Source organism: Stappia sp. (genome assembly GCF_965276915.1).
Taxonomy (GTDB): domain Bacteria; phylum Pseudomonadota; class Alphaproteobacteria; order Rhizobiales; family Stappiaceae; genus Stappia.
On sequence record NZ_OZ255709.1, the window covers coordinates 1631593 to 1654234 of the forward strand.

The window sequence follows — 22642 nt, forward strand, 5'->3', positions numbered from 1 at the left end:
ATGGCCGCAAGACTTTATCGCGCCGGCGGATTTGTCGCCGATGACTGGCAGTTGCTCGGCGACGAGGACGCGGTGCCGGAGACCGGGTGTGTCATCCTGCCGCTCGGACGCTTTCTGGAACTGGCCGAGGCGGAGAGCCTCGAGCCGCGTTTCGCGGTGCTCGTGCAAGCCCATGAGGACCCGCAGCGCCTTGCCGGATACCTTGCCGGACTGCCGCTCGTGGCCGTCGCGTTCGAGAAGTTCTCGGACGGACGCGGCTATTCGACGGCACGCCTGCTGCGCCAGCGCCTCGGCTTCACGGGCGAGGTCAGGGCGGTCGGCGATGTTCTGCTCGACCAGATCCCGCTCATGCGGCGTGTCGGCTTTGACAGTTTCCTGGTCTCAAACGAGCCGACGATCCGGGCGCTCGAGGCTGGTCATGATGTGGACGTGCCTCTATACCTTCAACCCTCGGAACGCTCCGACGAGGTGCCGGCCGGCGCCCGCTACTGGGCGCGGCGTCCCTCCGGTGCGCAGCTTTCCTGATGCCAGGGCGCTGCCAGGTGGTTATTCTGCCGCGCGCGGCACGCTCCATGGATGTTCCCAGACAGATTTGAGGATGAAGCGGATGAATGTGGTCAATCTTGCCGGCGATCTTGCGGACGCCGTTCCTGCCGGCGCCACCGCCGAGACGGTGACCGAAGTCCAGCACTACACGGACGATCTGTTTCGTTTCCGCATGACGCGGCCGGCGAGCTTCCGCTTCCGGTCCGGCGAGTTCGTGATGATCGGCCTGGCGACCGGCGAAAAGCCGGTGTTCAGGGCCTATTCCATCGCCTCTCCGTCGTGGGACGAGGAGCTTGAGTTCTTCTCCATCAAGGTGCCCGACGGCCCGTTGACCCAGCATCTGCAGAAGATCAAGGTCGGCGACAAGGTCCTGATGAAGAAGAAGCCGACTGGAACGCTCGTAAACGACGCGCTGATCACCGGCAAGCGGCTCTACATGTTCTCGACCGGTACGGGTTTCGCGCCGTTCGCCAGTCTCGTTCGCGATCCGGAAACCTACGAGAAGTTCGACGAGGTGATCGTCACCCACTCCTGCCGCTTCGTGGCGGAACTCGCCTATTCCAGGGAAACGGTCGCGGCCGCCAGGGAAGACCCGCTGATCGGCGAATATGCCGCCGATCGCCTGCGGCTCTTCACCTCGACGACCCGGGAGCCCTATGAAACGACCGGCCGCATCACCACCTTGATCGAGAATGGCGAGCTTTTCGAGAAGCTCGGCGTGCCGCCGCTCGATCCTGCGGTCGACAGGGCGATGATCTGCGGGTCGATGGCCATGCTGAAGGACACCAAGGCATTGCTCGAGGCTGCCGGCCTTACCGAGGGCGCAAACAACCGGCCGGCCGAGTTCGTGATCGAGCGTGCCTTCGTCGGCTGATGCCGTAGAGGCACGCTTGCACTGGCCCCCGGCGCCTGACATGAGTGTCGACACGCGCGATACCATGAGGGGTTCCATGAACGAACGTGATGATGGGGAACTGGCGACGGACGGCACCCGGCAGGATGCGGTCCGCGTACTCGAACGGAAGACCCTTTTCGAGGGGTTTGGCAGCTACCGTGAAATGACGGTCGAGCATTCGACCGCGGATGGCGGCAAGCAGACCATCTCGCGCGAGTACCAGACCCGCACGGACGTTGTCGCAATCCTCCCCTATGATCCCGTGCGCCGTGTCGCGATGCTGGCGCGCCAGTTGCGCGTTCCGCTTTTCGCCCGGGACGATCATGACGGATATCTCACCGAGGTTCCGGCGGGGCATATCGATGCCGGCGAGGATGCGCAGTCGGCCGCGCGGCGGGAGGCTGCGGAAGAGGTCGGCATCTCCGTTCGCGAGATGGTGCATGTGGGCGATGTCTTTGCCTCGCCCGGTGCGCTGACCGAGAAGCTGAGCCTCTATCTGGGAACGTATGGTGCCGGAGACCGGATCTCCGGGGGCGGCGGCCTTGCGGATGACGGCGAGGATATCGTGGTGCTGGAGCGCCCCCTGGCGGAACTCGCGGCCCTCGTAAGCGCTGGCGAGATTGCCGACGCCAAGACGATGCTGCTTGTCCAGGCGCTGCAGTTGCGCCAGCCGGAGCTTTTCTCGTAACCTGCCGGTCCCACCCGCAAACCTCGAGGAATTGCCCATGCCGATGAACCGTGTCGCGCGTCTCGTCAACCGTCCAGCCCCCGGTCTCGTGAGCCCGGACTGTTTCGAGATCCGTGACGAGGCGGTGCCTGAGCCGGGCGAGGGCGAATTCCGTGTCCGCGCGCAATTCGTGTCGCTCGACCCGGCGATGCGCGGCTGGGTCAATGACGGACGATCCTATGTGCCGCCGGTGGGCCTTGGCGACGTCATGCGCGCCTTTTCCGCCGGAACGGTCGAGGCATCCCGACATCCCGACTTTCATGAGGGCGACGCGGTCGTCGGCCTGTTCGGAGCGCAAACCCACGCGATTTCCGACGGCAAGGGCGTTCAGCGGGCGGACACATCCATCGCGCCGCTGCAAACCTGGATCGGCGGTCTCGGCATGCCGGGCCTGACGGCCTATTTCGGTCTGCTGCGCGTTGCCGAGGCGAAGGAGGGCGACACGGTCGTGGTCTCCGCCGCGTCCGGCGCGGTCGGTTCGATCGTCGGGCAGATCGCCAGGATCAAGGGCTGTCGGGCCGTCGGCATCGCCGGCGGCGCCGGGAAGTGCCGTGCCCTTGTCGAGGAGGACGGTTTCGACGCGGCGGTCGACTACAAGGCGGGCAATCTCGCCGCCGATCTTGCCGCCGCCTGCCCGGACGGCATCGATGTCGACTTCGAGAATGTCGGCGGGCCGATCCTCGACGCTGTGCTTCCCCTGATGAACCCGTTCGGCCGGATCGCCGTCTGCGGCCTGATCTCCGCCTACACGGCCACCACCCCGCCGCCGGGACCCGCCAATCTCCGGTTCCTGTTGACCATGCGGCTGAAGATGCAGGGCTTCATCGTCTTCGACTTCGCACGCGAGAACCCGATCGCGCTTGCCGATCTTTCGCAGTGGATCGTTCAGGAAAAACTTCGCTTCCGCGAAGATGTGCGCGATGGCGGCATTGATGCGTTCCCCGAGACGCTGAACCTTCTCTATACGGGCGGAAATTTCGGCAAGCTCAGCCTCAGGGTCTGAGCCTGGCGCGTGTCGCGCCATCGTGCTGACAAGAAGGCACGGCCAGATCGGCTTCGCCTATCATCATGAAGGCGGGGGAGCACGATGCGTCTTATTGGATTTGGCAATGCCGGACTGGGCGCCGCCGTGTTGGCGGGCGCGATGAGCGTATGCGTGGGTCTGACCGGACCCGCCGCTGCCTCTCTCGACAGCTGCGTCGCAGCGATCCGGTCGCAGGCCGTGAAAGCGGGCGTGAGCCGGTCGACCGTCGAGGCTGCCTTGCAGGGCGTTGCCTATGACGAGAAGGCGGTGCGCTTCTCGACGAGCCAGCCGGAATACAAGACCCCGATCTGGGACTATCTGGCGTTCCTCGTCGATGACGCGCGCATAGAGGACGGGCGTGCGATGCTGAAGCGTCATGCGACGACGCTTGCCAATGTCGAGAAGCGATATGGCGTCGACCGCCATATTGTCGCCGCCGTCTGGGGCGTGGAGAGCGATTATGGCCAGTTCCGCGGGGACTTCCACGTCCCGCACGCGCTTGCCAATGTCGCCTGTGCCGGGCGTCGCGCCAAGTACTTCCGTTCGGAACTGATCGAGATCCTGAAGATCGTCGACCGCAAGGATGTGCGCCTGTCCGATCTCCAGGGGTCCTGGGCCGGAGCCTTCGGGCAGACCCAGTTCATGCCGTCCACCTATCGGCGTCTCGCCGTCGATTTCGACGGCGACGGACGCAAGGATCTCGTCAACTCGGTACCCGATGCGCTTGCGTCCACCGCCAACTACCTCAAGAAGGCCGGCTGGGTCACCGGCATGCCCTGGGGCTACGAGGTGAAGCTGCCCAAGGGCTACAGCGGCCCGTCGGGGCGAAAGACGCGGGCAAGCGTCACGACATGGGGCAAGCGCGGTATCCGCCATCTCGATGGCGGCGACCTGACCGGCGCGGCCGATGCGGGGCTGTTGCTGCCGGCAGGTGCCGAAGGGCCGGCCTTTCTCGTCTTCAAGAATTTCAACGCGATCTATTCCTACAATGTCGCCGAGAGCTACGCGCTCGCCATCTCGCATCTCGCCGACCGGTTGCGCGGCGGCGGCGCCTTCAAGGTCGGCTGGCCGACCGCCGATCCCGGATTGTCGCGGGCCGAGCGGCTTGAACTGCAGAAACTGCTCTTGCGCGCGGGATATGACATCGGCGAGGCCGACGGCAGGGTCGGCGCGGCGACGCGCGAGGGGATCCGGCAGGCGGAGGCCCGCTTCGGCTTTCCCCGGACCGGCCGTCCCGGCCAGCGGATCTACAAGGCGCTGGGCGGCAGGTAGCTAATTACCGGTCTGCCGCCCCGCGACCGCTTGCCGCGATCAGCTCCCCGGCTTGCCGGGAATGCCCTTGTAGGCGTTCTCTCCCCAAACCTTCCTGACCTGCTTGTCGCGGCCGCAGGACCAGCGGTAGTAGGTGTAGCGGCGCGGCGAACGCTCATGGAAGTCCTGGTGGTAATCCTCCGCGGGATAGAACGCGCCGGCCTCCAGGACAGGGGTCACGATCTTTGTGCCGAGCTGCTTTTCGGCCTCCGCCTTCCGCGCCTCGGCAATCTGCGTCTGGTCCGCGCCCTGCGTGAAGATCGCCGTGCGGTAGGACGCGCCCCGGTCGCAGAACTGGCCGCCGTCGTCGGTCGGGTCGACGCTTCTCAGGAGCGCGGAAACCAGCTCCGCGTAGCCGACCTTGTCCGGGTCGAACCGGATGCGCACCGCCTCGTAGTGGCCGGTGTCGCCACCTGTCACTTGTTTATAGGTAGGGTTCTGCGTGTGGCCGCCGGTGTAGCCCGAGACCGTCTCGATGACGCCCGGGATCTTGTCGAAATCGGCCTCCACGCACCAGAAGCAACCACCCGCGAAGATCGCGGTCTCGGCGTCCGCCGCGCGCGTCGGGTTTCCCGCGCCAAGCAGCAGCATGAGGGCGACAACGGCCGGCGCCGCCAGCGCCCGGGCATGCCGCCTGTGTCCGGCTTGCCCCTGGCTTGTGTGTCTGTTGGCCTGCATGTCCGTCTCCCGGTTGATGCGTCTTTGCGTCTCGGGAGTTTGGCGCGTCCGGGCTTGCGATCAAGCACCATCGACTTCACATCCTCGGGATGTGGAAATGGATATGAGTCGATTGCCGGGCCCTGGGCCATCGGCTACGGTCCGGCAAAACTTGCAATCATATGACAAATGGGAGCGCAGGCCTTGCAGACCCAAATCACTCACTACGAGGCTGTGATCGACGGGAAACCGGCCGCTTCGGTGACCGGCGGCCGTATCGAGATGATCTGCCCGAGCGACGGCAAGGTCTTCGCGACGGTCCCTCGCTGCGATGCCGCCGATGTCGGCCGGGCGGTCGTCGCCGCCAGACGTGCCTTTGACGAGGGCGGCTGGCCGTCGACGCCGGCTGTCGAGCGGGGCCGCATCCTGTCGCGGCTGTCCACCTTGATCCGCGAGAATGAGGACGAACTGGCCGCGCTTGAATCGCGGGACACCGGAAAGCCGCTGCGGCAGGGCCGGGCGGATATCGTCGCCGCCGCGCGCTACTTCGAGTTCTACGGGGGTGCCGCCGACAAGGTGACCGGCGAGACACTGCCCGTTCAGACCGGTTTCTTGGCCATGACCCTGCGCGAACCGCACGGCGTTGTCGGCTCGGTGGTGCCATGGAACTATCCGGCGCAGATCATGGCGCGCGTTGCCGGCGCCGCGCTCGCCATGGGCAACACCCTGGTGATGAAGCCGGCAGAGGATGCCTGCCTCTCCGTTGTCAGGATCGCCGAACTGGCGCTTGAGGCGGGTCTCCCCGCCGGCGTCTGGAATGTGGTCACGGGCTTCGGAGGGGAGGCGGGGGCGGCGCTTTCCAATCACCCGGGACTTGATTTTCTCACATTCACGGGCTCGCCCGAAGTCGGAACGCTGATCCAGACCGCGGCGGCGAAAAACCATATCGGTTGCACTCTGGAGCTGGGCGGCAAGTCGCCGCAGATCCTTTTTGCCGATGCGGATCTCGAGGCCGCGCTGCCGGTTGTCCTCAATGCCATCATCCAGAATTGCGGCCAGACCTGCTCCGCCGGCAGTCGGCTTCTCGTCGAGGCAAGCCATCTCGACACGGTCGTCGAGCGGTTGCGCCAGAGTTTCCGGGCGCTTGTCAGCGGACCACATGACCGTGATCTCGATCTCGGGCCGCTGATCAATGCAGCGCAGGCACGCCGTGTTGCAGGTTTTGCGGAAGACGCGGCAAAGGCCGGGGTGCCACTGATCGCGGAAGGGACCGTGGCCCCGGACAGTTCGCCGCACGGCTTCTATGTTCCCGCGCGGGTCTACGGCCCCGTGCCGCTTGATGCACGTCTTGCGCGCGAGGAGGTCTTCGGTCCGGTCCTCGCGGTCATCCCGTTCCGGGACGAGGCGGAAGCGGTGCGGATCGCCAACGGCACGGAGTACGGGCTGGTGGCCGGCGTATGGACCAGCGACAGCGCGCGCGCTATGCGCGTCGCCCGGGCGGTGCGTTCGGGCCAGGTCTTCGTCAATGGATATGGCGCGGGTGGCGGCGTGGAACTTCCCTTCGGCGGGTTCAAGAAGTCCGGCCACGGCCGTGAAAAGGGCTTTGAGGCCCTGCGTGAATTCTCGGCGCTGAAGACCATTGTTGTAAGCCACGGCTGAATTGCCGGGCAGGGGATTGCAAGAGGAGCGTCGGGGAATGGCTGGAAGGCTTGAGGGCAAGGTTGCGATCGTGACCGGTGCGGGATCCGGGTTTGGCGAGGGCATCGCCCGTCGCTTCGCCCAGGAAGGTGCCAGCGTCGTCGTCGCGGACATAAACGGCGAGGCGGCGGAGCGGGTCGCGGCGGACATCGGCCCGGCCGCGCGAGCCGTGCGGGCCGATGTCACGGTCATGGCGGATGTCCGGGACATGTGTGCGGCAGCCGAAGCGTTTGGCGGCCTTGATGTCCTCGTCAACAATGCCGGCTATACCCATCGCAACGGTTCGATGCTGGATATCGACGAGGAGATGTTCGACCGTATCCTGGCCGTGAACGCCAAGGCGATCTACCTCGCGGCCCTCGTTGCCGTTCCGATGCTGCGCGCGCGCGGCGGCGGTTCGATCATCAACACGGCATCGACCGCGGGACTGCGCCCGCGCCCCGGTCTCACCTGGTACAACGCCTCCAAGGGCTGGGCGATCACCGCCAGCAAGTCGATGGCGGTGGAGCTGGCACCGGACAATATCCGCGTCAACGCGCTCTGCCCGGTCGCGGGCGAGACCGGCATGCTGCATCTCTTCATGGGAGAGGACACGCCGGAGAAGCGGGCCCAGTTCCAGGCGTCGATCCCGCTCGGCCGGCTCTCGCGACCGGACGACATGGCAGGGGCGGCGCTTTGGCTTGCTTCCGACGAAGCGGCCTTCATCACCGGCGTGGCGCTGGAAGTGGACGGCGGCCGCTGCGTTTGAGCGGTGGCCCGCGCCTGTGTCCTGGCGTCAGGAGGCAACCGTCCGGTTGCGACCGCCATGCTTGGCCTCATAAAGGCGCATGTCCGCGATCCTGAGGGCGGCATGGAGGTTCGCCTCGGTGCCGCTCGACACGCCCACGCTGATCGTCACCGGACCGAGCGACTTCAACTGGCCCCGGGCGCCGGTCAGCCCGGCGAGCTCCGCCCGAACCTTCTCGACGAAGGCCATGCAGTCCGGAGCAGGCAGCCCCGGCAGCAATACGCAGAACTCGTCACCGCCAAGGCGCGCGGGAAAGGCGCGTTGGGGACAGGCGCCGCGCAGGATCGTGCCGAACATCCGGATCAGCTCGTCGCCCTGCTCGTGCCCGTGGCGGTCGTTGACCGACTTGAACGTGTCGATGTCGATTGCCGCAACGGCGATTTCCTCGCCGCCGCGCCGCGTCTTGTCGAACAGGCCATTGCCTTCCGAGAACAGGTGCCGGCGGTTGGACAGGCCGCTCAACGCGTCGCCATGCGCCATCGTCGAGAGCGTCTGGATCCGGTCGAGCATGTCCAGGTTCTGCGAAATCCTGAGCATGAATTCTTCCGGTGTGCAGGATTTCGGCAGGAAATCATTGGCACCCGATTTCAGGAAGCGCGCGATGACTTCCGGCCCCGCCTTGCCCGACAGGCCGATCACGGCCAGTTCATTCATCCCCTGGCGCCCCCGGATGGCGCGCAGGATTTCGAACCCGTCGACGCTCGGCAGGATGTAGTCGAGGATCACCAGCCGCAGGTTCTCGATCGTGTCGAGCATCGCGATCGCGGTCTGGTGGTCCGGAGCCGTATGCACGCGCAACTGGTAAAGCGACAGGCGGCGGGCGATGACTTCGGTGTCGACCCGGCTGTCGTCGACGACAAGCGCGTCGATATGGCGGTTGGCATAGACCCGCTGCACCAGGGTCGTCAGATAGGTGAGGCTCGCCGGACTGTCCTTCAGGATGTAGTCGACGATGCCCTTGTTGAGCAGGGTGTGGCGGAGGGCCTGATCGAACCGCCCCGAAAACACAATGGTCGGCAGGTCCGCGGCGAGTGTCACGTCGACGATCTCGCCGTCAGGAGCGTCCGGAAGTGTGAGGTCGACCAGCGCCACGACCGGATTGAAATCCGGCCGCGCGAGCAGGGCCTCGGCGTCCGCGCGGTTGGTGGCGGATACCACCTCGAGCCCGTGAATTTCGCTGAGTTGGCGGCGGATGACGCGCTCGAAGAACGAGGCGTCCTCTACAAGCAATACTTGTCCCATATGCCTTCAGTCCAAATCGCGTCCCTGGGACGGCTAGACTTGCGCAGCAGGGGTAAAGGAAGCGTTTACCGAATCGCTGTTGGGTTCATACGGGCAATTGCGGGTCGGCAGATATCAGGGGCGATCGGGGGCCCCCGCTCCCTTGTCAGGCCCTGGCAGGGCAAGCGTCAACCGCCCGCCCCGCCGGGTTCCCGGCAATGGTCTCAGGCGGGCACCGTCAGCTTTGCCCTGGTGCTCGCCATGACTTCCTCGGCGGTGACGCCGCTGGCCAGCTCGACCAGCGTCAAGCCGTCATCCGTCACGTCGAAGACGCCGAGATTGGTGATGATGCGGTCGACGCAGCGCACGCCGGTCAGCGGCAGGGTGCAGTCCTCGAGCAGCTTCGGGTCGCCGCCTTTCGAGGTATGGTCCATGATCACCACGACGCGCTTGACGCCGGCGACCAGGTCCATCGCGCCGCCCATGCCCTTGACCATCTTGCCCGGGATCATCCAGTTCGCCAGGTCGCCCTTTTCGGAGACCTCCATGGCGCCGAGGATCGACAGGTCGATATGGCCGCCGCGGATCATGCCGAAGCTGTCGGCCGACGAGAAATAGCTCGTCTGAGGAAGTTCGGTGATCGTCTGCTTGCCGGCGTTGATCAGGTCGGGATCGACCTCGTCGTCGGTCGGGAAGGGACCCATGCCGAGCATGCCGTTCTCGGACTGGAGCGTGACGTGCACGCCCTGGGGAATGTAGTTGGAAACCAGCGTCGGAATGCCGATGCCGAGGTTGACGTAGAAACCGTCTTCCAGCTCCTGCGCGGCGCGCTGAGCCATCTCGTCGCGAGTCCAGGCCATGTCTGTTCTCCTTGTCCTCAGGCGGCGCGGGTGGTGCGCTTCTCGATCCGCTTCTCGTGCTGGCCGAGAATGATGCGGTCGACGAAGATGCCGGGCGTGTGGATGTTGTCCGGATCGAGTTCGCCGATCTCGACAATCTCCTCGACCTCGACCAGCGTCTTGCGACCGGCTGTCGCCATCATCGGATTGAAGTTGCGGGCGGTCTTCCGGTAGATCAGGTTGCCTTCCTTGTCCGCCTTCCACGCCTTGACCAGGGAAACGTCGGCGACGAGGCCGGTTTCCATGATGTAGGTTTCGCCGTTGAAATCCTTGTGCTCCTTGCCCTCTGCGATCAGCGTGCCGACGCCGGTCTTGGTGTAGAAGCCGGGGATGCCGGCGCCACCGGCGCGAATACGCTCGGCAAGCGTGCCTTGCGGATTGAACTCGAGCTGCAGTTCGCCGTTGAGATACTGCCGTTCGAATGTCGCGTTCTCGCCGACATAGGACGAGATCATCTTGCTGATCTGGCGTGTCTGGAGGAGAAGGCCGAGACCGAAATCGTCGACGCCGGCATTGTTCGATATGGCGGTGATATCCTTGGCGCCACTGTCGCGAAGGGCTGAGATCAGGTTCTCGGGAATGCCGCAAAGGCCGAAGCCGCCGGCCATCACAACCATTCCGTCGAACGTCAGCCCCTCAAGCGCGGCGGCCGCGTCGGGGTAGATTTTACTCATGGGCATCTCCTCGCATCAGCGTCTCCATGCAATCGGTTGCATCCGCCGGCCGCTTGGGTTTCGGGCACAGGCCCGCCTGGCAATATGAACCGTTCGTCAGGCGACCTGTGATAGCGTCCTTGCGATATCTTCTCAAGCGCGATGCGTCACGCGTGGCTTTTCATGCGCGCGGACCTTGAACCCGCGCGCCAGACCTCCTATCCCGGTATGCAAGCAGGGGACGGGGCGTTCGAGGCAGTCCGGCGCACGATTGCATGTGCCGTTCGCGATTGCCGCCGGCTCCTTGCGCAGATCGCCGAAACCACCAGCGCCGAACCGGACTGCATCATGAAGCGCCTCCTGGCGAGCCTGATCATACTGCTCGTTCTCGTCACAGCCGCCGGTATTGCGGGGTTTGCGCTGGTGTCGAGCGACCGTGCGCGCCTGCGCGTGGAGAGCGAGCTGGCGGAATGGCTCGATGTGTCGGTTCGGGTGGGCGAGGCGCCGCGCGCCACGATCGCTTCCGGTCCGGGGCTCGTGTTGCGCGACGTGCGTCTGCAAAGCCTGGACGGTGCGTGGTCGGTCGAGGCGGAGCGGATCGACATCGAGGTCGATGTTTCCGCGCTCCTCCTGGGCGAGATCCGCATGTCGGCGATGGCCGTTTCGGGCGCGCGGATCCGCGTGGCCTCGGCCACGGCGCCTGCACGCCTTGCGGATGCCGGTCGGCTTGGCGCGGAGTTCCGGCGCCTCCTTCAGCACCCGGTTTCCCTGTCCGGCGGCACCGTGTTTTTCGGCGAGGAGAAACGCCCGCGCTGGCGGGAGGTGGCCCTGCGCGCCGCACCCAATGATCCCGGTGCCACGATACGCGGCTCGCTGACGGCCATGGACCAGGCCGTCGAGTTCGGGGTGAGCATTGCCGACAAGGCGATCCTGGCGGGAGAGGGCAGCGGCCGCGTCTCCGTTTCGATTGCCGCCCCGCTTGCATCGCTCCGTGTCGACGGCGAGGTCCGTCCTGCCGGGTCGGGGCGCATAGAGGGAGCGATCGAGTTCTCGGCCAGTGACCTGCGGGGGCTGGCGGCCCGTTTCGGCAGGGAGCTCGCCGGCGACGCGGCATTCGGCACCGCCCGGCTGACGGGCACGGGCAGTGTCTCGCTCACGGCGATCAATCTCGACATGGCAAGGCTGGAACTCGACGGCAATGTCGGCGAGGGGCGCCTCGGCCTGGACACGGGTGGCGAGCGGGCGCGCATGGACGGCACGCTGGCTTTCGAGCGCTTCGACATGTCCGTCTATGCAAGGGAGTTCGGCGAGTTGCTGGGCATTGCCGCGCCCGGTGCGCCGGGCGGTGCCTGGCGCCAGTGGCCGCTGCGGGACGTCTTGAGCCAGTTCGATCTGGATCTGCGCCTCTCGGCCACGCAGTTGGTCCTGGGGCCGCTCTCGGGTGGTCCGGGAGGCTTGTCGCTGCGACTGCGCGAGGGTGACCTGTCGCTTGATCTGAGCGAGACGGCGGTTGCCGGCGGCACGGTCGAACTGGCCGGCCGGCTCAAGCCGGACCAGGACAGCGGTTTTCTCGACTTCTCGATGAAGATGATCGCCGCCAATTTGTCGGCCGAGGCGCTGCCGCGCCCTGAAACCCTGCCGGAAATCCTTTCGGGCAAGGTGGGCGGGCGGCTTGACCGTGTGGGCCGTGGCGCGAACGTCGAGGAGGTGCTGGCTTCGGCCAGCACCACGGCAAGCCTCTCGTTGTTCGATGCCCGCTTCGCGGGCGCCGAACCGGCCGCCCTGTTCCAGCGCCTGACCGGGAACGGTGATGCGCCATCGTCGGGCTCCGGGGTGTTCGAGAGGATAGATGTCCAGGGGGAGGTCGGTAAGGCTGCCATGCGTGTTGACCAGGTGACGGCGGAAACCGCGGACCATGTGCTGACGGCCAGCGGTCGCGTGTCGTTGCCGGACATGGCTCTCTCACTGCGCGGCCACCTGGCGAAACAGCCGGTCGGAACCCCTGGAGAGGCGGGGCCGGTTGACGGCTCTGAAACGCCTGGCCGCGAAGAAGATGATCCGCGAACGCCGGTGCTACTGCGGGGCACCCTCACCGAGCCACGCCTTCTTCCCGACCTGATGCGCAGCGACGACGCCTCCCGCCGCTGATCCTTCTCCCCGGGCCGCAAAGTGCGGAACGTCGCTGCGAAAGGCTTCGCCTTGTTGCGCAAACGCGATATGAAGACAGGAGAGCCGCGACCGCCGCGAGCTGGCAGCGATTTCAACAAGGTGGGGGCCTTTGCTGCGCTTCTTGTCGACAGTGCTGAAGATCGGCCTGGTTTCGCTGATCACGGGTGCCGTGCTTGCGGAATTCGATGTGTCCGCGGCCGACCTGCTCGCGGGTGCCGGCCTGACGCCTGAAGAGCTTGCCGGCTATGCGGTCCGCACCTGGCAATGGGCGCTTCCCAACATCATTCTCGGCTCGATGATCGTGCTGCCGGTCTGGCTGGTGATCTACCTTTTCCGCCCGCCGCGCGGCTGATCCGTTTGCGGCCACGCGAGACGGGAAAGGCAATTGCGGAACCCGGGCACCCGGATCTCAGATCTGGGCTTCCGCCTTGCGCATGTCGCGGACCCTGGCCGCTTCCTGCCGCCTGGTCATGATCGAGGCGAAGACGACCACGACGGTCACCAACCCGACGAGGATGGTGCAGACCGCGTTGATCTCCGGCGTTACACCCAGACGCACCTGCGAATAGATCTTCATCGGCAGGGTCGTCGCTTCCGGACCGGTGGTGAAGCTGGCGATGACAAGGTCATCGAGCGACAGGGTGAAGGCCAGCATCCAGCCGGCCACGACGCCTGGCAGGATGATCGGCAGGGTGACGGCGAAAAAGGTACGGAACGGCGGGCAGCCGAGATCCTGCGCCGCCTCCTCCAGCGACCGGTCGAAGCCGGCGAGCCGCGACTGCACGACGACGGCGACGTAGCACATGGCGAAGGTCGTGTGGGCGATGATGATCGTCCAGAAGCCGCGCGCCTGGTCGATGGCGACGAAAAGCAGCAGCAACGACAGGCCGAGGATGACTTCCGGCATGACCAGCGGCGCGTAGACCATGCCGGAAAAGAGCGTGCGGCCCAGAAAACGGCCGGACCGGGCGAGCACCATGGCGGCGAGCGTGCCCAGGACCGTTGCGATCGTGGCGGAGAAGAAGGCGACGCGGGCCGTCACCCAGGCCGCGTCCAGGAGCTGCTGGTTGTCGAGCAGGCCGGCATACCAGCGTGTCGAGAACCCGCCCCAGACGGTGACCAGGCGCGACTCGTTGAAGGAATAGATGACAAGCAGGACGATCGGCAGGTAGAGGAACGAAAAGCCCAGCACCAGCGATGTCACGTTGAACCAGCTCGGTCCCTGGCGCATCAGTGCGATCCTCCCGGTGTTCTTGTCGCCATGCCCGCCATCACAGCCCCCTCTCCGCCGCCTTCTGCTGCTGGTTCTGGAAGAGCACGATGGGCACCACCAGAATGAGAAGCAGGATCACCGCGACGGCCGACGATACCGGCCAGTCCCTGTTGTTGAAGAATTCCGTCCACAGCGTCTTGCCGATCATCAGGGTCTCGGAGCCGCCGAGCAGGTCGGGAATGACGAACTCGCCGACGGCGGGAATGAAGACCAGGAAGCAGCCGGCCAGCACGCCGGGCAGGGCCAGCGGCACGGTGATCGACCAGAAACTGCGCCATGGCGGACAGCCAAGGTCGGCCGCCGCTTCCAAGAGGCTCATGTCGAGTTTTTCCAGGTTGGCGTAGAGCGGCAGTACCAGGAAGGGCAGGTAGGAATAGACGATGCCGATATAGACCGCGACGTTGGTGTTGAGGATCGTCAGCGGCTGGTCGATCAGTCCCAGCGACAGGAGCAACTGGTTGAGCAGGCCCTCGTTCTTGAGGATGCCGATCCACGCGTAGACGCGGATCAGGAAGCTTGTCCAGAACGGCAGGATGACCAGCATCAGCAACGTGGCGCGCCATTCCTTCGGCGCCCGCGCCATGCCGTATGCCAGCGGAAACCCGACGACCAGCGTGATCAGCGTGGAAATTCCCGCGATCGAGACGCTGGAGAGGTAGGATTTCCAGTAAAGGTCGTCTTCCGTCAGCCAGATGTAGTTGTCGAAGGAGAAGGCCCCGAGCATCTCGGTGAACCCCTTCCAGCCCGCCGCCGGGTCGAAATTCGGGATGTAGGGCGGGATCGCCACCGCGATTTCCGACAGCGAGATCTTGAAGACGATGAAGAAGGGCGCGAGGAAGAAGACCAGCAGCCAGGCATAGGGAAGGGCGATCAGCAGCCATCCGCCCGCACTGCGTCGGGGCTTCGCCTGCGGCGCCGCAACGTCGTCGTCGCTCATCCCTCACTCCCTGTCGTTGCGTCCCGCGCAGCCATGCCGCCGGGCCGGTCGGTTGTCCTCAGCGGGTCAGCACGACGCCCGCGTCCGCATCCCATGAAAGCCACACTTCGTCGTCCCAGCTCATCGGCCGTTCCACGACCCGCGAACGGTTGGCCACTGTCGCCCGGACCGTCTCCTCGTTGGCGATATGCGTGTGGTAGATGGAGACGTCGCCGAGATAGGCGATGTCCCAGACCTCGCCCTTCAGCGCGTTGACCCGGCTTTCCGGTTCCTCGAAGGAAATGCGCACCTTTTCCGGGCGGATGGCGAACCAGACCGTGTCGCCGATACCTGCATCGACGGCCTGGGATATCTCGATGTCGCAACCGAAGACGGGCGCATGCAACCGGGAAACATCGCCCTCGCGCGCCGTCAGCTTGCATTCCATCAGGTTGATGTCGCCGATGAAGTCGGCGACGAAACGGGAGTTCGGCAGTTCGTAGATCTCCGCCGGCGTCGCGATCTGGACGATGCGGCCCTTGTCCATCACCGCGATCCGGTCGGCCATGGTCATCGCCTCCTCCTGGTCGTGGGTGACGATGAGGAACGTCATGCCGAGTTCGTATTGCAGGTCGGTGAGCTCGAACTGGGTTTCCTCGCGCAGCTTGCGGTCGAGCGCGCCGAGCGGCTCGTCGAGCAGCAGCACCTTCGGCTTCTTGGCAAGCGAGCGGGCAAGCGCGACGCGCTGGCGCTGGCCGCCGGACAGCTGGTGCGGCTTGCGCTTGGCGAAATCCTGCAGCTTGACCAGCTTCAGCATCTCCTCGACGCGCCCGGCGATCTCGGCCTTCGGCATGCCTTCCTGCTTCAGGCCGAAGGCGACATTCGCCTCCACGCTCATATGCGGGAACAGCGCATAGGACTGGAACATCATGTTGACCGGCCGCTTGTAGGGCGGCACGCCGGCAAGGTTCTGTCCGTCGAGGAAGATCTCGCCCGCATTCGGCGTTTCGAAGCCCGCGAGCATGCGCATCATCGTCGTCTTGCCGCAGCCGGAGCCGCCGAGCAGGGCGAAGAACTCGCGTTCGTGGATTTTCAGGCTGAGGTTGTCGACCGCGGTGAAGTCGCCGAACGTCTTGGTGACGTTGCGAAATTCAATATATGGTCGCGCCTGCGGGTCGTCCCAGGGTGCGAAGTCGCGGCGCACCGGCCCGATCGGTTTCTTTGCCAAGATCTGCCCCCTGCCTCGTTCGACGGGCAGGGACCGGCCGTGTCCGGCGGCCGGTCCCTGCCGGCCATGTTACTGACCGGTCTTGACCTTGGTCCATTCGCGGGTGCGCGACCGCATCGCCTTGGGCGATTTGGTCGTGGTGCTGAAGAGCTTCTCGACCGTCTCCTCGGTCGGATAGATGGCCGGATCCTCAAGCACTTCCTTGTCGACGAAGGCCTGGCTCGCCTTGTTGCCGTTGGCGTAGAAGACGTAGTTGGTGGCCTTGGCGACAACCTCGGGCTTCATGATGAAGTTGAGGAAGGCGTGTGCCTCCTCGACATGCGGGGCGTCGGCGGGGATCGCCATGTTGTCGAACCACATCATCGCGCCTTCCTTCGGGATCGAATAGGCAACGGTGACGCCATTGTCGGCCTCGGAAGCGCGGTCACGGGCCTGCAATACGTCGCCGGACCAGCCGACGGCCATGCAGATGTCGCCATTGGCGAGCGCGTTGATGTACTCGGACGAGTGGAACTTCTGGATATAGGGCCGAATCGAAAGCAGCAGTTCCCCCGCCTTGGCGAAGTCGTCCGGGCTCTGGCTGTCGGGGTCGAGACCCAGATAGTTGAGCGCGGCCGGGAAGATCTCGTCGGCGGTGTCGAGGACGTGAATGCCGCAATCGGCGAATTTGGAGATGATTTCCGGCTTGAAGATCATGTCCCAGCTGTCCAGCGGCGCGTCGGGCATGCGTTCCTTGATCTTCTCCACATTGTAGCCGATGCCGGTGGTGCCCCACATGTAGTTGATGGCGTGCTCGTTGCCCGGGTCGAACTTCTCGATGCGGCCCATGATCTGCGGCCACATGTTCTCAAGGTTCGGCAGCTTCGACTTGTCGAGCTTCTGGAACACGCCGGCCTGGATCTGGCGGCCGAGGAACGTGCCGGTCGGCACGACGACGTCATAGCCGGTGCCGCCGGCCAGCAGCTTTGTCTCCAGCATCTCGTTGCTGTCGAAGACGTCATAGACGACCTTGATGCCGGTTTCCTTGGTGAACTCCTCAAGCACGGACTCGTCGATATAGTCCGACCAGTTGAAGACCCGCACGGTGCGCTCCTGCGCCGCGAGCCCGGTTGCCGCGACCGCGCCGATCAGCGCGACGCCTGCGAATAGAAACTTCTTCATGTGTCCCTCCGTCTGGCCCTGTTCCGGCGCATCATCTTGCGCGCCGTGTTTTCGATTGTCTTGTCCCCTGCGGCAAAATCCTGTGCTGCGGGCCTGTTGCTCCCGAATGCGCCGTTGGCGTCATGACGTCAGCCTAAAAGCGATAGCCCTCAGCCTCAAGGGGAGGCGTGACGTGCGTCGCCGGGAATTCATCCGCCTTGCCAGACGCTTCTTCCGGGGCCGTGGCAATGCCTCGCTTCGTTTCTCCGGCCTGACCGCTCACAGGTATGTCTGACGCTCCAGGGTCGAAATCTCGCGTCCGAATGCGAAGAGTTCGTGACGCTTGATGTCGACCAGCACCTTGTGCATCTCCTCGCCGACCGCATCCTGCATATGTTTCGAGGCGGCGAAGGCGTCGATCGCCTCGTCCATCCACGGCGTCAGGCGCGGTGCGGTCTTCTCGTAGGCGTTGCCTTCCACCGGCGGCGGCGGGGCCGTCTCGCCGGCCACGCCCTGCAGCATGCCCGCCAGCACGCCCGTCAGCACCAGGTAGGGATTGGCGTCGGCACCGGCGATCCGGTGTTCGATGCGGGCCGAGGCCGGCGTTCCGGCCGGCACGCGCAGTGCCACCGAGCGGTTGTCGAACCCCCAGCAGATCGAGGTCGGCGCATAGGAGCCGGGCTGCATGCGGCGGAAGCCGTTGAAGGTCGAGACGAACAGAAGATGCGCCTCGGGCATCGTGTCGAGCAGGCCCTTGATGGCGTAGCCGAGCCGCGCCTCGCCCGTTTCCGGGTCGGCGAAGATATTGCCGCTGCCGTCTTCCATCGAGACATGCACGTGCATGCCGTTGCCCGGCCACTCGACGAAGGGCTTGGCCATGAACGAGGCCTTGAGGTTGTGCTTGCGGGCGACGCCGGCAACGAGCCGGCGCAGCAGCACCGCGTCGTCGGCGGCGCGCAACGGGTCGCGCTGGTAGTGCAGGTTGAGCTCGAACTGTCCCGGGGCCGCCTCGGAGACGGCGGCATCGGCGGGAATGTCCTGCGCGTCGGCGGAGCGGCGGATCTCGTCGACCAGCGGCATGAAGGCCTCAAGATCGGACAAGGCGTACATGTTCTGGCGTGCGGGCCCCAGATGGGTCGAGAAGACCGGCGTCGGCGCGCCGCTCCAGTCGCCGTCGTCCTGGTCCTCGAACAGGTAGAACTCGAGTTCGAAAGCGGCCGTTGCGCTCAGCCCGTGTTCGCCGAGGCGCGAGGACATGCGAGAGAGCACATGACGCGGGTCGCACATGAAAGCGCCGCCCTGCCGGTCATGCATGGACAGGAGCACCTGCGCCGTCGGACGCTCCGCCCAGGGGACCGAGCGCAGCGATCCGGGCACCGGCCAGCACACGCCGTCCTTGTCGCCGGTTTCGATATGCATGCCGGTTTCCTCGACCTCGCGGCCCCAAACGTCGAGGCCGAAGAGGGAGAAGGGCAGCGCGACACCGCTTTCGAAGACCTTGCGCAGCGCGCTTCCGGGCAGCCATTTGCCGCGCAGGACGCCGTTGCTGTCGGGCAGGATCACCTCAAGCGTGTCGAGGTCGGGATGTTCCGCCTCGAAGCGGGCGACCTCCTCCTGCCAGTCGTCTCCGCCGGCCGGGCGCTGCCAGGCCGAGCGATGGGTCTGCAACATGAAGTCCTCCGGTTGGGGTGGCGGATCGACCGGGATGGACCGATTGCCGGATTGAGAAAAATGTGATCACGTAGCGGCAAGACTGTCAAGCAAGCCGGCCGAAGGGTCGGCCATCAGGGTTCTGGAACATGGCGGAGCCACTGTCGGGCCGGGCGGACGTCCCTGCGACGGATGGGCGCGGCGGGAGTGCCATCAAGGGTGCAATGTCGCCGCGTGGCTCGGTCCGGGACACCGTGGAGCGGGCCGTGCGCGAGGCGCTGCTGACCGGCCGGTTCGTGCCGGGACGCGCAGTGACCCTGCGCGGCCTGGCGCAGGAACTCGGCGTCAGTCCGATGCCCGTGCGCGAGGCGGTGCGCGCCCTGTCCGCGGGGAACGCGCTGGAGATCCGCCCCAACGGCCGCATCCAGGTGCCGACAATGACCCGCCCGCGCCTGGAGGAAATCCTCAAGGCGCGGCTTCTTCTGGAGCCTGAACTCGCTGGCCTGGCCGGGCCGGGGCTGAACCGTGCGGATGCCGCCGGGCTCGCGGCGATCGACGACAGGATAGATGCAAGCCTCGATGGGGGTGATGCGGAGACCTATATGCGCCTCAACCATGCCTTCCACTTCCGGATCTATCGTGCGGCCGGATCGCAGGTGCTGTTGCCGCTTGTGGAAACTCTCTGGTTGCAGTTCGCCCCCTTCATGCGCACCGTCTACGGGAGGGTCGGCACGTCCGCGCTGGTGGATCATCACAAGGAGGCGGTCGACGCGATTCGTGCGGCTGATGTCCGGGCATTGCGGGACGCGGTCGCCGCCGATATTCGCTGCGGCATGGACCTGCTCGTCGAGGGGTTTCCGGCGCCGGGGTGACGGAAAGCGAATTGCCGTTTATAAATGTGATCACAAATTGGCGTGGGAAAGACGGTTCATGGCCCGGGCATTGGGGGTCGCCGACGGACACGCCTGAAAGGCGAGAGACGTGAGCAAGAAGAAGAAGCAGGAACCCAGTATCAACAGCCGTCGCGGCGTGGGCTCCTTCGAGGATGCGCGCACATGGCTGTCGGAACGGGGCATCGAGGATATCGAGTGCATCGTGCCCGACCTTGCCGGGGTCGCGCGCGGCAAGATGATGCCGACGGAGAAGTTCTTCTCCGGCCCGGTCATGACCATGCCGGCCTCGATCTTCGCGCAGACGATCTCCGGCGACTATCCGCCCGACGATGACCGCTTCCAGCACAATGTCACCGATGGCGACCTGTTCTTCCGCGCCGACTATGCGACGCTGACGGCCGTGCCCTGGGAAAGCGATCCGACCGCGCAGCTCATTCACGACGCCTATACGCGCGAGGGGATCCCGGTGGAGACCGCGCCGCGCAACGTGCTCAAGCGCGTGTTGCAACTCTACGAGGACGAGGGGCTGGAGCCGCTTGTCGCGCCCGAGATGGAATTCTACCTGGTGCGCCCCAACACCGATCCGGACTATCCGCTGGAGCCGCCGACGGGCCGTTCCGGCCGTCCCGAGGTGGGCCGGCAGTCCTATTCGATCTCGGCGCTGAACGAGTTCGACGACCTCATCGACGACATCTACGACCTGTCTGAGGCGCAGGGGCTGGAGATCGACACGCTGATCCACGAGGAAGGCGCGGCGCAGATGGAGATCAACCTGCGTCACGGCCGGCCGCTGGAGCTGGCCGACCAGGTGTTCCTGTTCAAGCGCACCATCCGGGAAGCGGCGCTGCGCCACGAGATGTACGCCACCTTCATGGCCAAGCCGATGTCGAACCAGCCCGGCTCCTCGATGCATATCCATCAGTCGCTGGTCGACAGGGAAACCGGCAAGAACGTCTTCTCGCTCGAGGACGGGGAGGCGTCGCCCCGCTTCCTGTCCTTCATCGCCGGCCATCAGGCCTACCTGCCGGCCGTGACCTGCATCCTGGCGCCCTATGTGAACTCCTACCGGCGCTTCACCCGGGGGACGACGGCACCGGTCAATGCCTATTGGGGCTATGACAACCGCACCGTCGGCCTGCGTGTGCCCAATTCCAAGCCGGCGGCGCGGCGGCTGGAAAACCGGGTGCCGTCATCGGACGCCAATCCCTATCTCGCCATCGCCGCCTCGCTTGCCTGCGGCTATCTCGGCATGAAGCAGAAGCTGACGCCGGACGAGCCGCGCAGCGGCAATTTCAGCGAGGACATGCATGCCCTGCCGCGCGGCCTCCTCGAGGCGGTGGCGCTGTTCGGGGAATGCGACGAGCTGATCGACGTTTTCGGCGAGAAGTTCGTCGCCACCTACCGTGCGATCAAGCAGGAGGAGTTCGAGACCTTCATGAAGGTGATCAGCCCCTGGGAGCGGGAATACCTGCTTCTCAACGTCTGACCGGCACGCTCGGACCCCTCGCCGGATACGAACACACATGAACGAAAATCGGGAGAGATGACGCCATGAGCGGTGCATCCAACATCTATCCGACGGCCGAGCTGCGTGCTCGCGACGCCGCCCACCACATGCATCCGTTTTCCGATACGGGGGCGCTCAACCGGGAGGGCGTGCGCATCATCACCAGCGCGGACGGCGTCTGGCTGACCGACAGCGACGGCAACCGCTACCTGGACGGCATGGCCGGTCTCTGGTGCTGCCAGGTCGGGCACGGGCGAGACGAGATCGCCGATGCGGTCAACCGCCAGATGCGCGAGCTCGACTACTACAACACGTTCTTCAAGACCAGCCATCCGCCGGTCATCGCCCTGTCGGAGAAACTGGCCGAGCTCAGCCCGCCGCAATTCAACCGGGTCTTCTTCACCTCCTCCGGTTCGGAGGCCAACGACACGGTCTTCCGCATGGTCCGCACCTACTGGGACCTGATGGGCAAGCCTGAGAAGAAGACCATCATCGGCCGCTGGAACGGCTATCACGGCTCGACGCTGGCCGGCACGAGCCTCGGCGGCATGACAGCGATGCATGGCCAGGGCGACCTTCCGGTTCCCGGTGTCCACCATATCGCCCAGCCCTACTGGTTCGGCGAGGGCGGCGACATGTCGCCGGACGAGTTCGGCGTCTGGGCGGCGCGCGAACTGGAGCGGGCCATCGACAGGCTCGGCGAGGACAAGGTGGCCGCCTTCATTGCCGAACCGGTCCAGGGGGCGGGCGGCGTGATCATCCCGCCCGACACCTACTGGCCGGAAGTTTCGCGCATCTGCCGCGAGCGCGGGATCCTGCTCGTCGCGGACGAGGTCATCTGCGGCTTCGGCCGGCTCGGCCGCTGGTTCGGATCGGAGCATTACGGCATCGAGCCGGACCTGATGCCGATCGCCAAGGGGCTGTCCTCCGGCTACCTGCCGATCGGCGGCGTGATGGTTGCCGACCGGGTGGCGGACGCCTTCATCGAAAAGGGCGGCGAATTCTTCCACGGCTACACCTATTCCGGTCATCCGGCGTGCTGCGCGGCCGCTCTCGCCAATCTGGAGATCATGCAGCGCGAGAAGCTGGTGGAGCGGGTTGCCGACGACATCGGCCCCTATCTGCAGGCGAAATGGCGGGCTCTTGGAGAACATCCGCTGGTCGGGGAGGCGCGCATGGTCGGTCTTGTCGGCGCGCTGGAACTGGTACCGGCCAGGGGCGACAGGGCGCGCAAGTTCGCTTCCGTCGGCGAGGCCGGGACGCTGTGCCGCGACCTGTGCTTCGAAAACGGGCTGGTCATGCGGGCGGTACGCGACAGCATGATCATTTCGCCGCCGCTGGTGCTCACCCGCGAAGAGGCCGACGACATGGTTGCCCGCATCGTCCGCACGCTCGACCAGACCCATGCGGCGCTGAAGAAGGACGGACGTCTCGCTGCCTGACGGCGA

At 65.5% G+C, this 22642-nt stretch carries 21 protein-coding genes; 12 read left to right on the forward strand and 9 right to left on the reverse strand.

The features are described from left to right. The 5 genes from ACQY46_RS07655 to ACQY46_RS07675 all read left to right on the forward strand — a co-directional run bounded on the left by ACQY46_RS07655 (window position 1) and on the right by ACQY46_RS07675 (window position 4464). Complete coding sequence (locus tag ACQY46_RS07655; protein WP_428699662.1) at window positions 1-525, forward strand: DUF934 domain-containing protein; 525 nt, start codon at window positions 1-3, stop codon at window positions 523-525. A gap of 82 nt (window positions 526-607) precedes the next feature. Next, on the forward strand, window positions 608-1420 hold the full coding sequence (locus ACQY46_RS07660; protein WP_428699663.1) for a ferredoxin--NADP reductase: 813 nt from the start codon (window positions 608-610) through the stop codon (window positions 1418-1420). 76 nt (window positions 1421-1496) lie between these two features. Continuing rightward, on the forward strand, window positions 1497-2129 hold the full coding sequence (locus ACQY46_RS07665; RefSeq protein WP_428699664.1) for an NUDIX domain-containing protein: 633 nt from the start codon (window positions 1497-1499) through the stop codon (window positions 2127-2129). A gap of 37 nt (window positions 2130-2166) precedes the next feature. Then, window positions 2167-3171: an NADP-dependent oxidoreductase gene (locus ACQY46_RS07670; RefSeq protein ID WP_428699665.1), complete on the forward strand. Its 1005-nt coding sequence runs from the start codon at window positions 2167-2169 to the stop codon at window positions 3169-3171. 141 nt (window positions 3172-3312) lie between these two features. Continuing rightward, window positions 3313-4464, forward strand: coding sequence for a lytic murein transglycosylase (locus ACQY46_RS07675; RefSeq protein WP_428700434.1), 1152 nt, complete (start codon window positions 3313-3315; stop codon window positions 4462-4464). A gap of 39 nt (window positions 4465-4503) precedes the next feature. Here ACQY46_RS07675 and msrA read toward each other — a convergent pair whose 3' ends face one another. After that, a complete protein-coding gene (gene msrA, locus ACQY46_RS07680) occupies window positions 4504-5094 on the reverse strand; it encodes a peptide-methionine (S)-S-oxide reductase MsrA (protein WP_428700435.1) in 591 nt (196 codons plus the stop codon). A 255-nt stretch (window positions 5095-5349) separates the two neighbouring features. On the opposite strand from msrA, the gene ACQY46_RS07685 reads away from it, so the two are divergent. Beyond that, complete coding sequence (locus ACQY46_RS07685) at window positions 5350-6819, forward strand: aldehyde dehydrogenase family protein (protein ID WP_428699666.1); 1470 nt, start codon at window positions 5350-5352, stop codon at window positions 6817-6819. 37 nt (window positions 6820-6856) lie between these two features. Beyond that, window positions 6857-7606 carry an SDR family oxidoreductase gene (locus ACQY46_RS07690; protein WP_428699667.1) on the forward strand — a complete coding sequence of 250 codons (750 nt, stop codon included), beginning with the start codon at window positions 6857-6859 and terminating at the stop codon, window positions 7604-7606. 27 nt (window positions 7607-7633) lie between these two features. Here the strand turns inward: ACQY46_RS07690 and ACQY46_RS07695 are convergent, their stop codons facing one another. The 3 genes from ACQY46_RS07695 to ACQY46_RS07705 all read right to left on the reverse strand — a co-directional run bounded on the left by ACQY46_RS07695 (window position 7634) and on the right by ACQY46_RS07705 (window position 10439). Then, the gene (locus ACQY46_RS07695; protein ID WP_428699668.1) at window positions 7634-8875 is read right to left on the reverse strand and encodes a diguanylate cyclase; all 1242 of its coding nucleotides are present in this window, start codon (window positions 8873-8875) and stop codon (window positions 7634-7636) included. 215 nt (window positions 8876-9090) lie between these two features. After that, window positions 9091-9726: a CoA transferase subunit B gene (locus ACQY46_RS07700; protein WP_428699669.1), complete on the reverse strand. Its 636-nt coding sequence runs from the start codon at window positions 9724-9726 to the stop codon at window positions 9091-9093. A gap of 17 nt (window positions 9727-9743) precedes the next feature. Continuing rightward, the gene (locus tag ACQY46_RS07705; protein WP_428699670.1) at window positions 9744-10439 is read right to left on the reverse strand and encodes a CoA transferase subunit A; all 696 of its coding nucleotides are present in this window, start codon (window positions 10437-10439) and stop codon (window positions 9744-9746) included. 327 nt (window positions 10440-10766) lie between these two features. Between ACQY46_RS07705 and ACQY46_RS07710 the strand changes: the two genes are divergently transcribed. After that, window positions 10767-12566 (forward strand): AsmA family protein, encoded by a 1800-nt coding sequence (locus ACQY46_RS07710; RefSeq protein ID WP_428699671.1) that lies wholly within the window; start codon window positions 10767-10769, stop codon window positions 12564-12566. A 130-nt stretch (window positions 12567-12696) separates the two neighbouring features. Further along, complete coding sequence (locus tag ACQY46_RS07715) at window positions 12697-12939, forward strand: DUF6460 domain-containing protein (RefSeq protein WP_428699672.1); 243 nt, start codon at window positions 12697-12699, stop codon at window positions 12937-12939. Window positions 12940-12996: 57 nt separating this feature from the next. Here the strand turns inward: ACQY46_RS07715 and ACQY46_RS07720 are convergent, their stop codons facing one another. From ACQY46_RS07720 to ACQY46_RS07740, 5 genes are all read right to left on the reverse strand, one after another. Beyond that, the gene (locus ACQY46_RS07720; protein ID WP_428699673.1) at window positions 12997-13818 is read right to left on the reverse strand and encodes an ABC transporter permease; all 822 of its coding nucleotides are present in this window, start codon (window positions 13816-13818) and stop codon (window positions 12997-12999) included. 40 nt (window positions 13819-13858) lie between these two features. Further along, window positions 13859-14797 (reverse strand): ABC transporter permease subunit, encoded by a 939-nt coding sequence (locus tag ACQY46_RS07725; RefSeq protein ID WP_428699674.1) that lies wholly within the window; start codon window positions 14795-14797, stop codon window positions 13859-13861. A gap of 58 nt (window positions 14798-14855) precedes the next feature. After that, on the reverse strand, window positions 14856-16004 hold the full coding sequence (locus tag ACQY46_RS07730; protein ID WP_428699675.1) for an ABC transporter ATP-binding protein: 1149 nt from the start codon (window positions 16002-16004) through the stop codon (window positions 14856-14858). A gap of 69 nt (window positions 16005-16073) precedes the next feature. Further along, window positions 16074-17165, reverse strand: a complete 1092-nt coding sequence (locus ACQY46_RS07735; protein WP_428699676.1) for a polyamine ABC transporter substrate-binding protein — start codon at window positions 17163-17165, stop codon at window positions 16074-16076. A gap of 258 nt (window positions 17166-17423) precedes the next feature. Further along, window positions 17424-18815 carry a glutamine synthetase family protein gene (locus ACQY46_RS07740; protein ID WP_428699677.1) on the reverse strand — a complete coding sequence of 464 codons (1392 nt, stop codon included), beginning with the start codon at window positions 18813-18815 and terminating at the stop codon, window positions 17424-17426. 128 nt (window positions 18816-18943) lie between these two features. Here ACQY46_RS07740 and ACQY46_RS07745 point away from each other — a divergent pair, with 128 nt between their 5' ends. The 3 genes from ACQY46_RS07745 to ACQY46_RS07755 all read left to right on the forward strand — a co-directional run bounded on the left by ACQY46_RS07745 (window position 18944) and on the right by ACQY46_RS07755 (window position 22636). After that, entirely contained in the window at window positions 18944-19666 is a 723-nt protein-coding gene (locus tag ACQY46_RS07745; RefSeq protein WP_428699678.1) for a GntR family transcriptional regulator, read from the forward strand. Window positions 19667-19775: 109 nt separating this feature from the next. Further along, entirely contained in the window at window positions 19776-21173 is a 1398-nt protein-coding gene (locus ACQY46_RS07750; protein WP_428699679.1) for a glutamine synthetase family protein, read from the forward strand. Window positions 21174-21238: 65 nt separating this feature from the next. Beyond that, entirely contained in the window at window positions 21239-22636 is a 1398-nt protein-coding gene (locus ACQY46_RS07755; protein ID WP_428699680.1) for an aspartate aminotransferase family protein, read from the forward strand. The last annotated feature ends 6 nt before the right edge of the window (window positions 22637-22642 follow it).

Excerpts from the sequence above, each read along its gene's own strand:
- ACQY46_RS07745 (WP_428699678.1), top strand. The coding sequence starts at position 18,944 with ATGGCGGAGCCACTGTCGGGCCGGGCGGACGTCCCTGCGACGGATGGG.
- ACQY46_RS07755 (WP_428699680.1), top strand. The coding sequence starts at position 21,239 with ATGAGCGGTGCATCCAACATCTATCCGACGGCCGAGCTGCGTGCTCGC.
- ACQY46_RS07740 (WP_428699677.1), bottom strand. The coding sequence starts at position 18,815 with ATGTTGCAGACCCATCGCTCGGCCTGGCAGCGCCCGGCCGGCGGAGAC.
- ACQY46_RS07670 (WP_428699665.1), top strand. The coding sequence starts at position 2,167 with ATGCCGATGAACCGTGTCGCGCGTCTCGTCAACCGTCCAGCCCCCGGT.
- ACQY46_RS07690 (WP_428699667.1), top strand. The coding sequence starts at position 6,857 with ATGGCTGGAAGGCTTGAGGGCAAGGTTGCGATCGTGACCGGTGCGGGA.
- ACQY46_RS07655 (WP_428699662.1), top strand. The coding sequence starts at position 1 with ATGGCCGCAAGACTTTATCGCGCCGGCGGATTTGTCGCCGATGACTGG.
- ACQY46_RS07685 (WP_428699666.1), top strand. The coding sequence starts at position 5,350 with ATGGGAGCGCAGGCCTTGCAGACCCAAATCACTCACTACGAGGCTGTG.
- ACQY46_RS07720 (WP_428699673.1), bottom strand. The coding sequence starts at position 13,818 with ATGCGCCAGGGACCGAGCTGGTTCAACGTGACATCGCTGGTGCTGGGC.
- msrA (WP_428700435.1), bottom strand. The coding sequence starts at position 5,094 with ATGCTGCTGCTTGGCGCGGGAAACCCGACGCGCGCGGCGGACGCCGAG.
- ACQY46_RS07725 (WP_428699674.1), bottom strand. The coding sequence starts at position 14,797 with ATGAGCGACGACGACGTTGCGGCGCCGCAGGCGAAGCCCCGACGCAGT.
- ACQY46_RS07660 (WP_428699663.1), top strand. The coding sequence starts at position 608 with ATGAATGTGGTCAATCTTGCCGGCGATCTTGCGGACGCCGTTCCTGCC.
- ACQY46_RS07665 (WP_428699664.1), top strand. The coding sequence starts at position 1,497 with ATGAACGAACGTGATGATGGGGAACTGGCGACGGACGGCACCCGGCAG.
- ACQY46_RS07700 (WP_428699669.1), bottom strand. The coding sequence starts at position 9,726 with ATGGCCTGGACTCGCGACGAGATGGCTCAGCGCGCCGCGCAGGAGCTG.
- ACQY46_RS07705 (WP_428699670.1), bottom strand. The coding sequence starts at position 10,439 with ATGAGTAAAATCTACCCCGACGCGGCCGCCGCGCTTGAGGGGCTGACG.
- ACQY46_RS07735 (WP_428699676.1), bottom strand. The coding sequence starts at position 17,165 with ATGAAGAAGTTTCTATTCGCAGGCGTCGCGCTGATCGGCGCGGTCGCG.
- ACQY46_RS07675 (WP_428700434.1), top strand. The coding sequence starts at position 3,313 with ATGAGCGTATGCGTGGGTCTGACCGGACCCGCCGCTGCCTCTCTCGAC.
- ACQY46_RS07710 (WP_428699671.1), top strand. The coding sequence starts at position 10,767 with ATGAAGCGCCTCCTGGCGAGCCTGATCATACTGCTCGTTCTCGTCACA.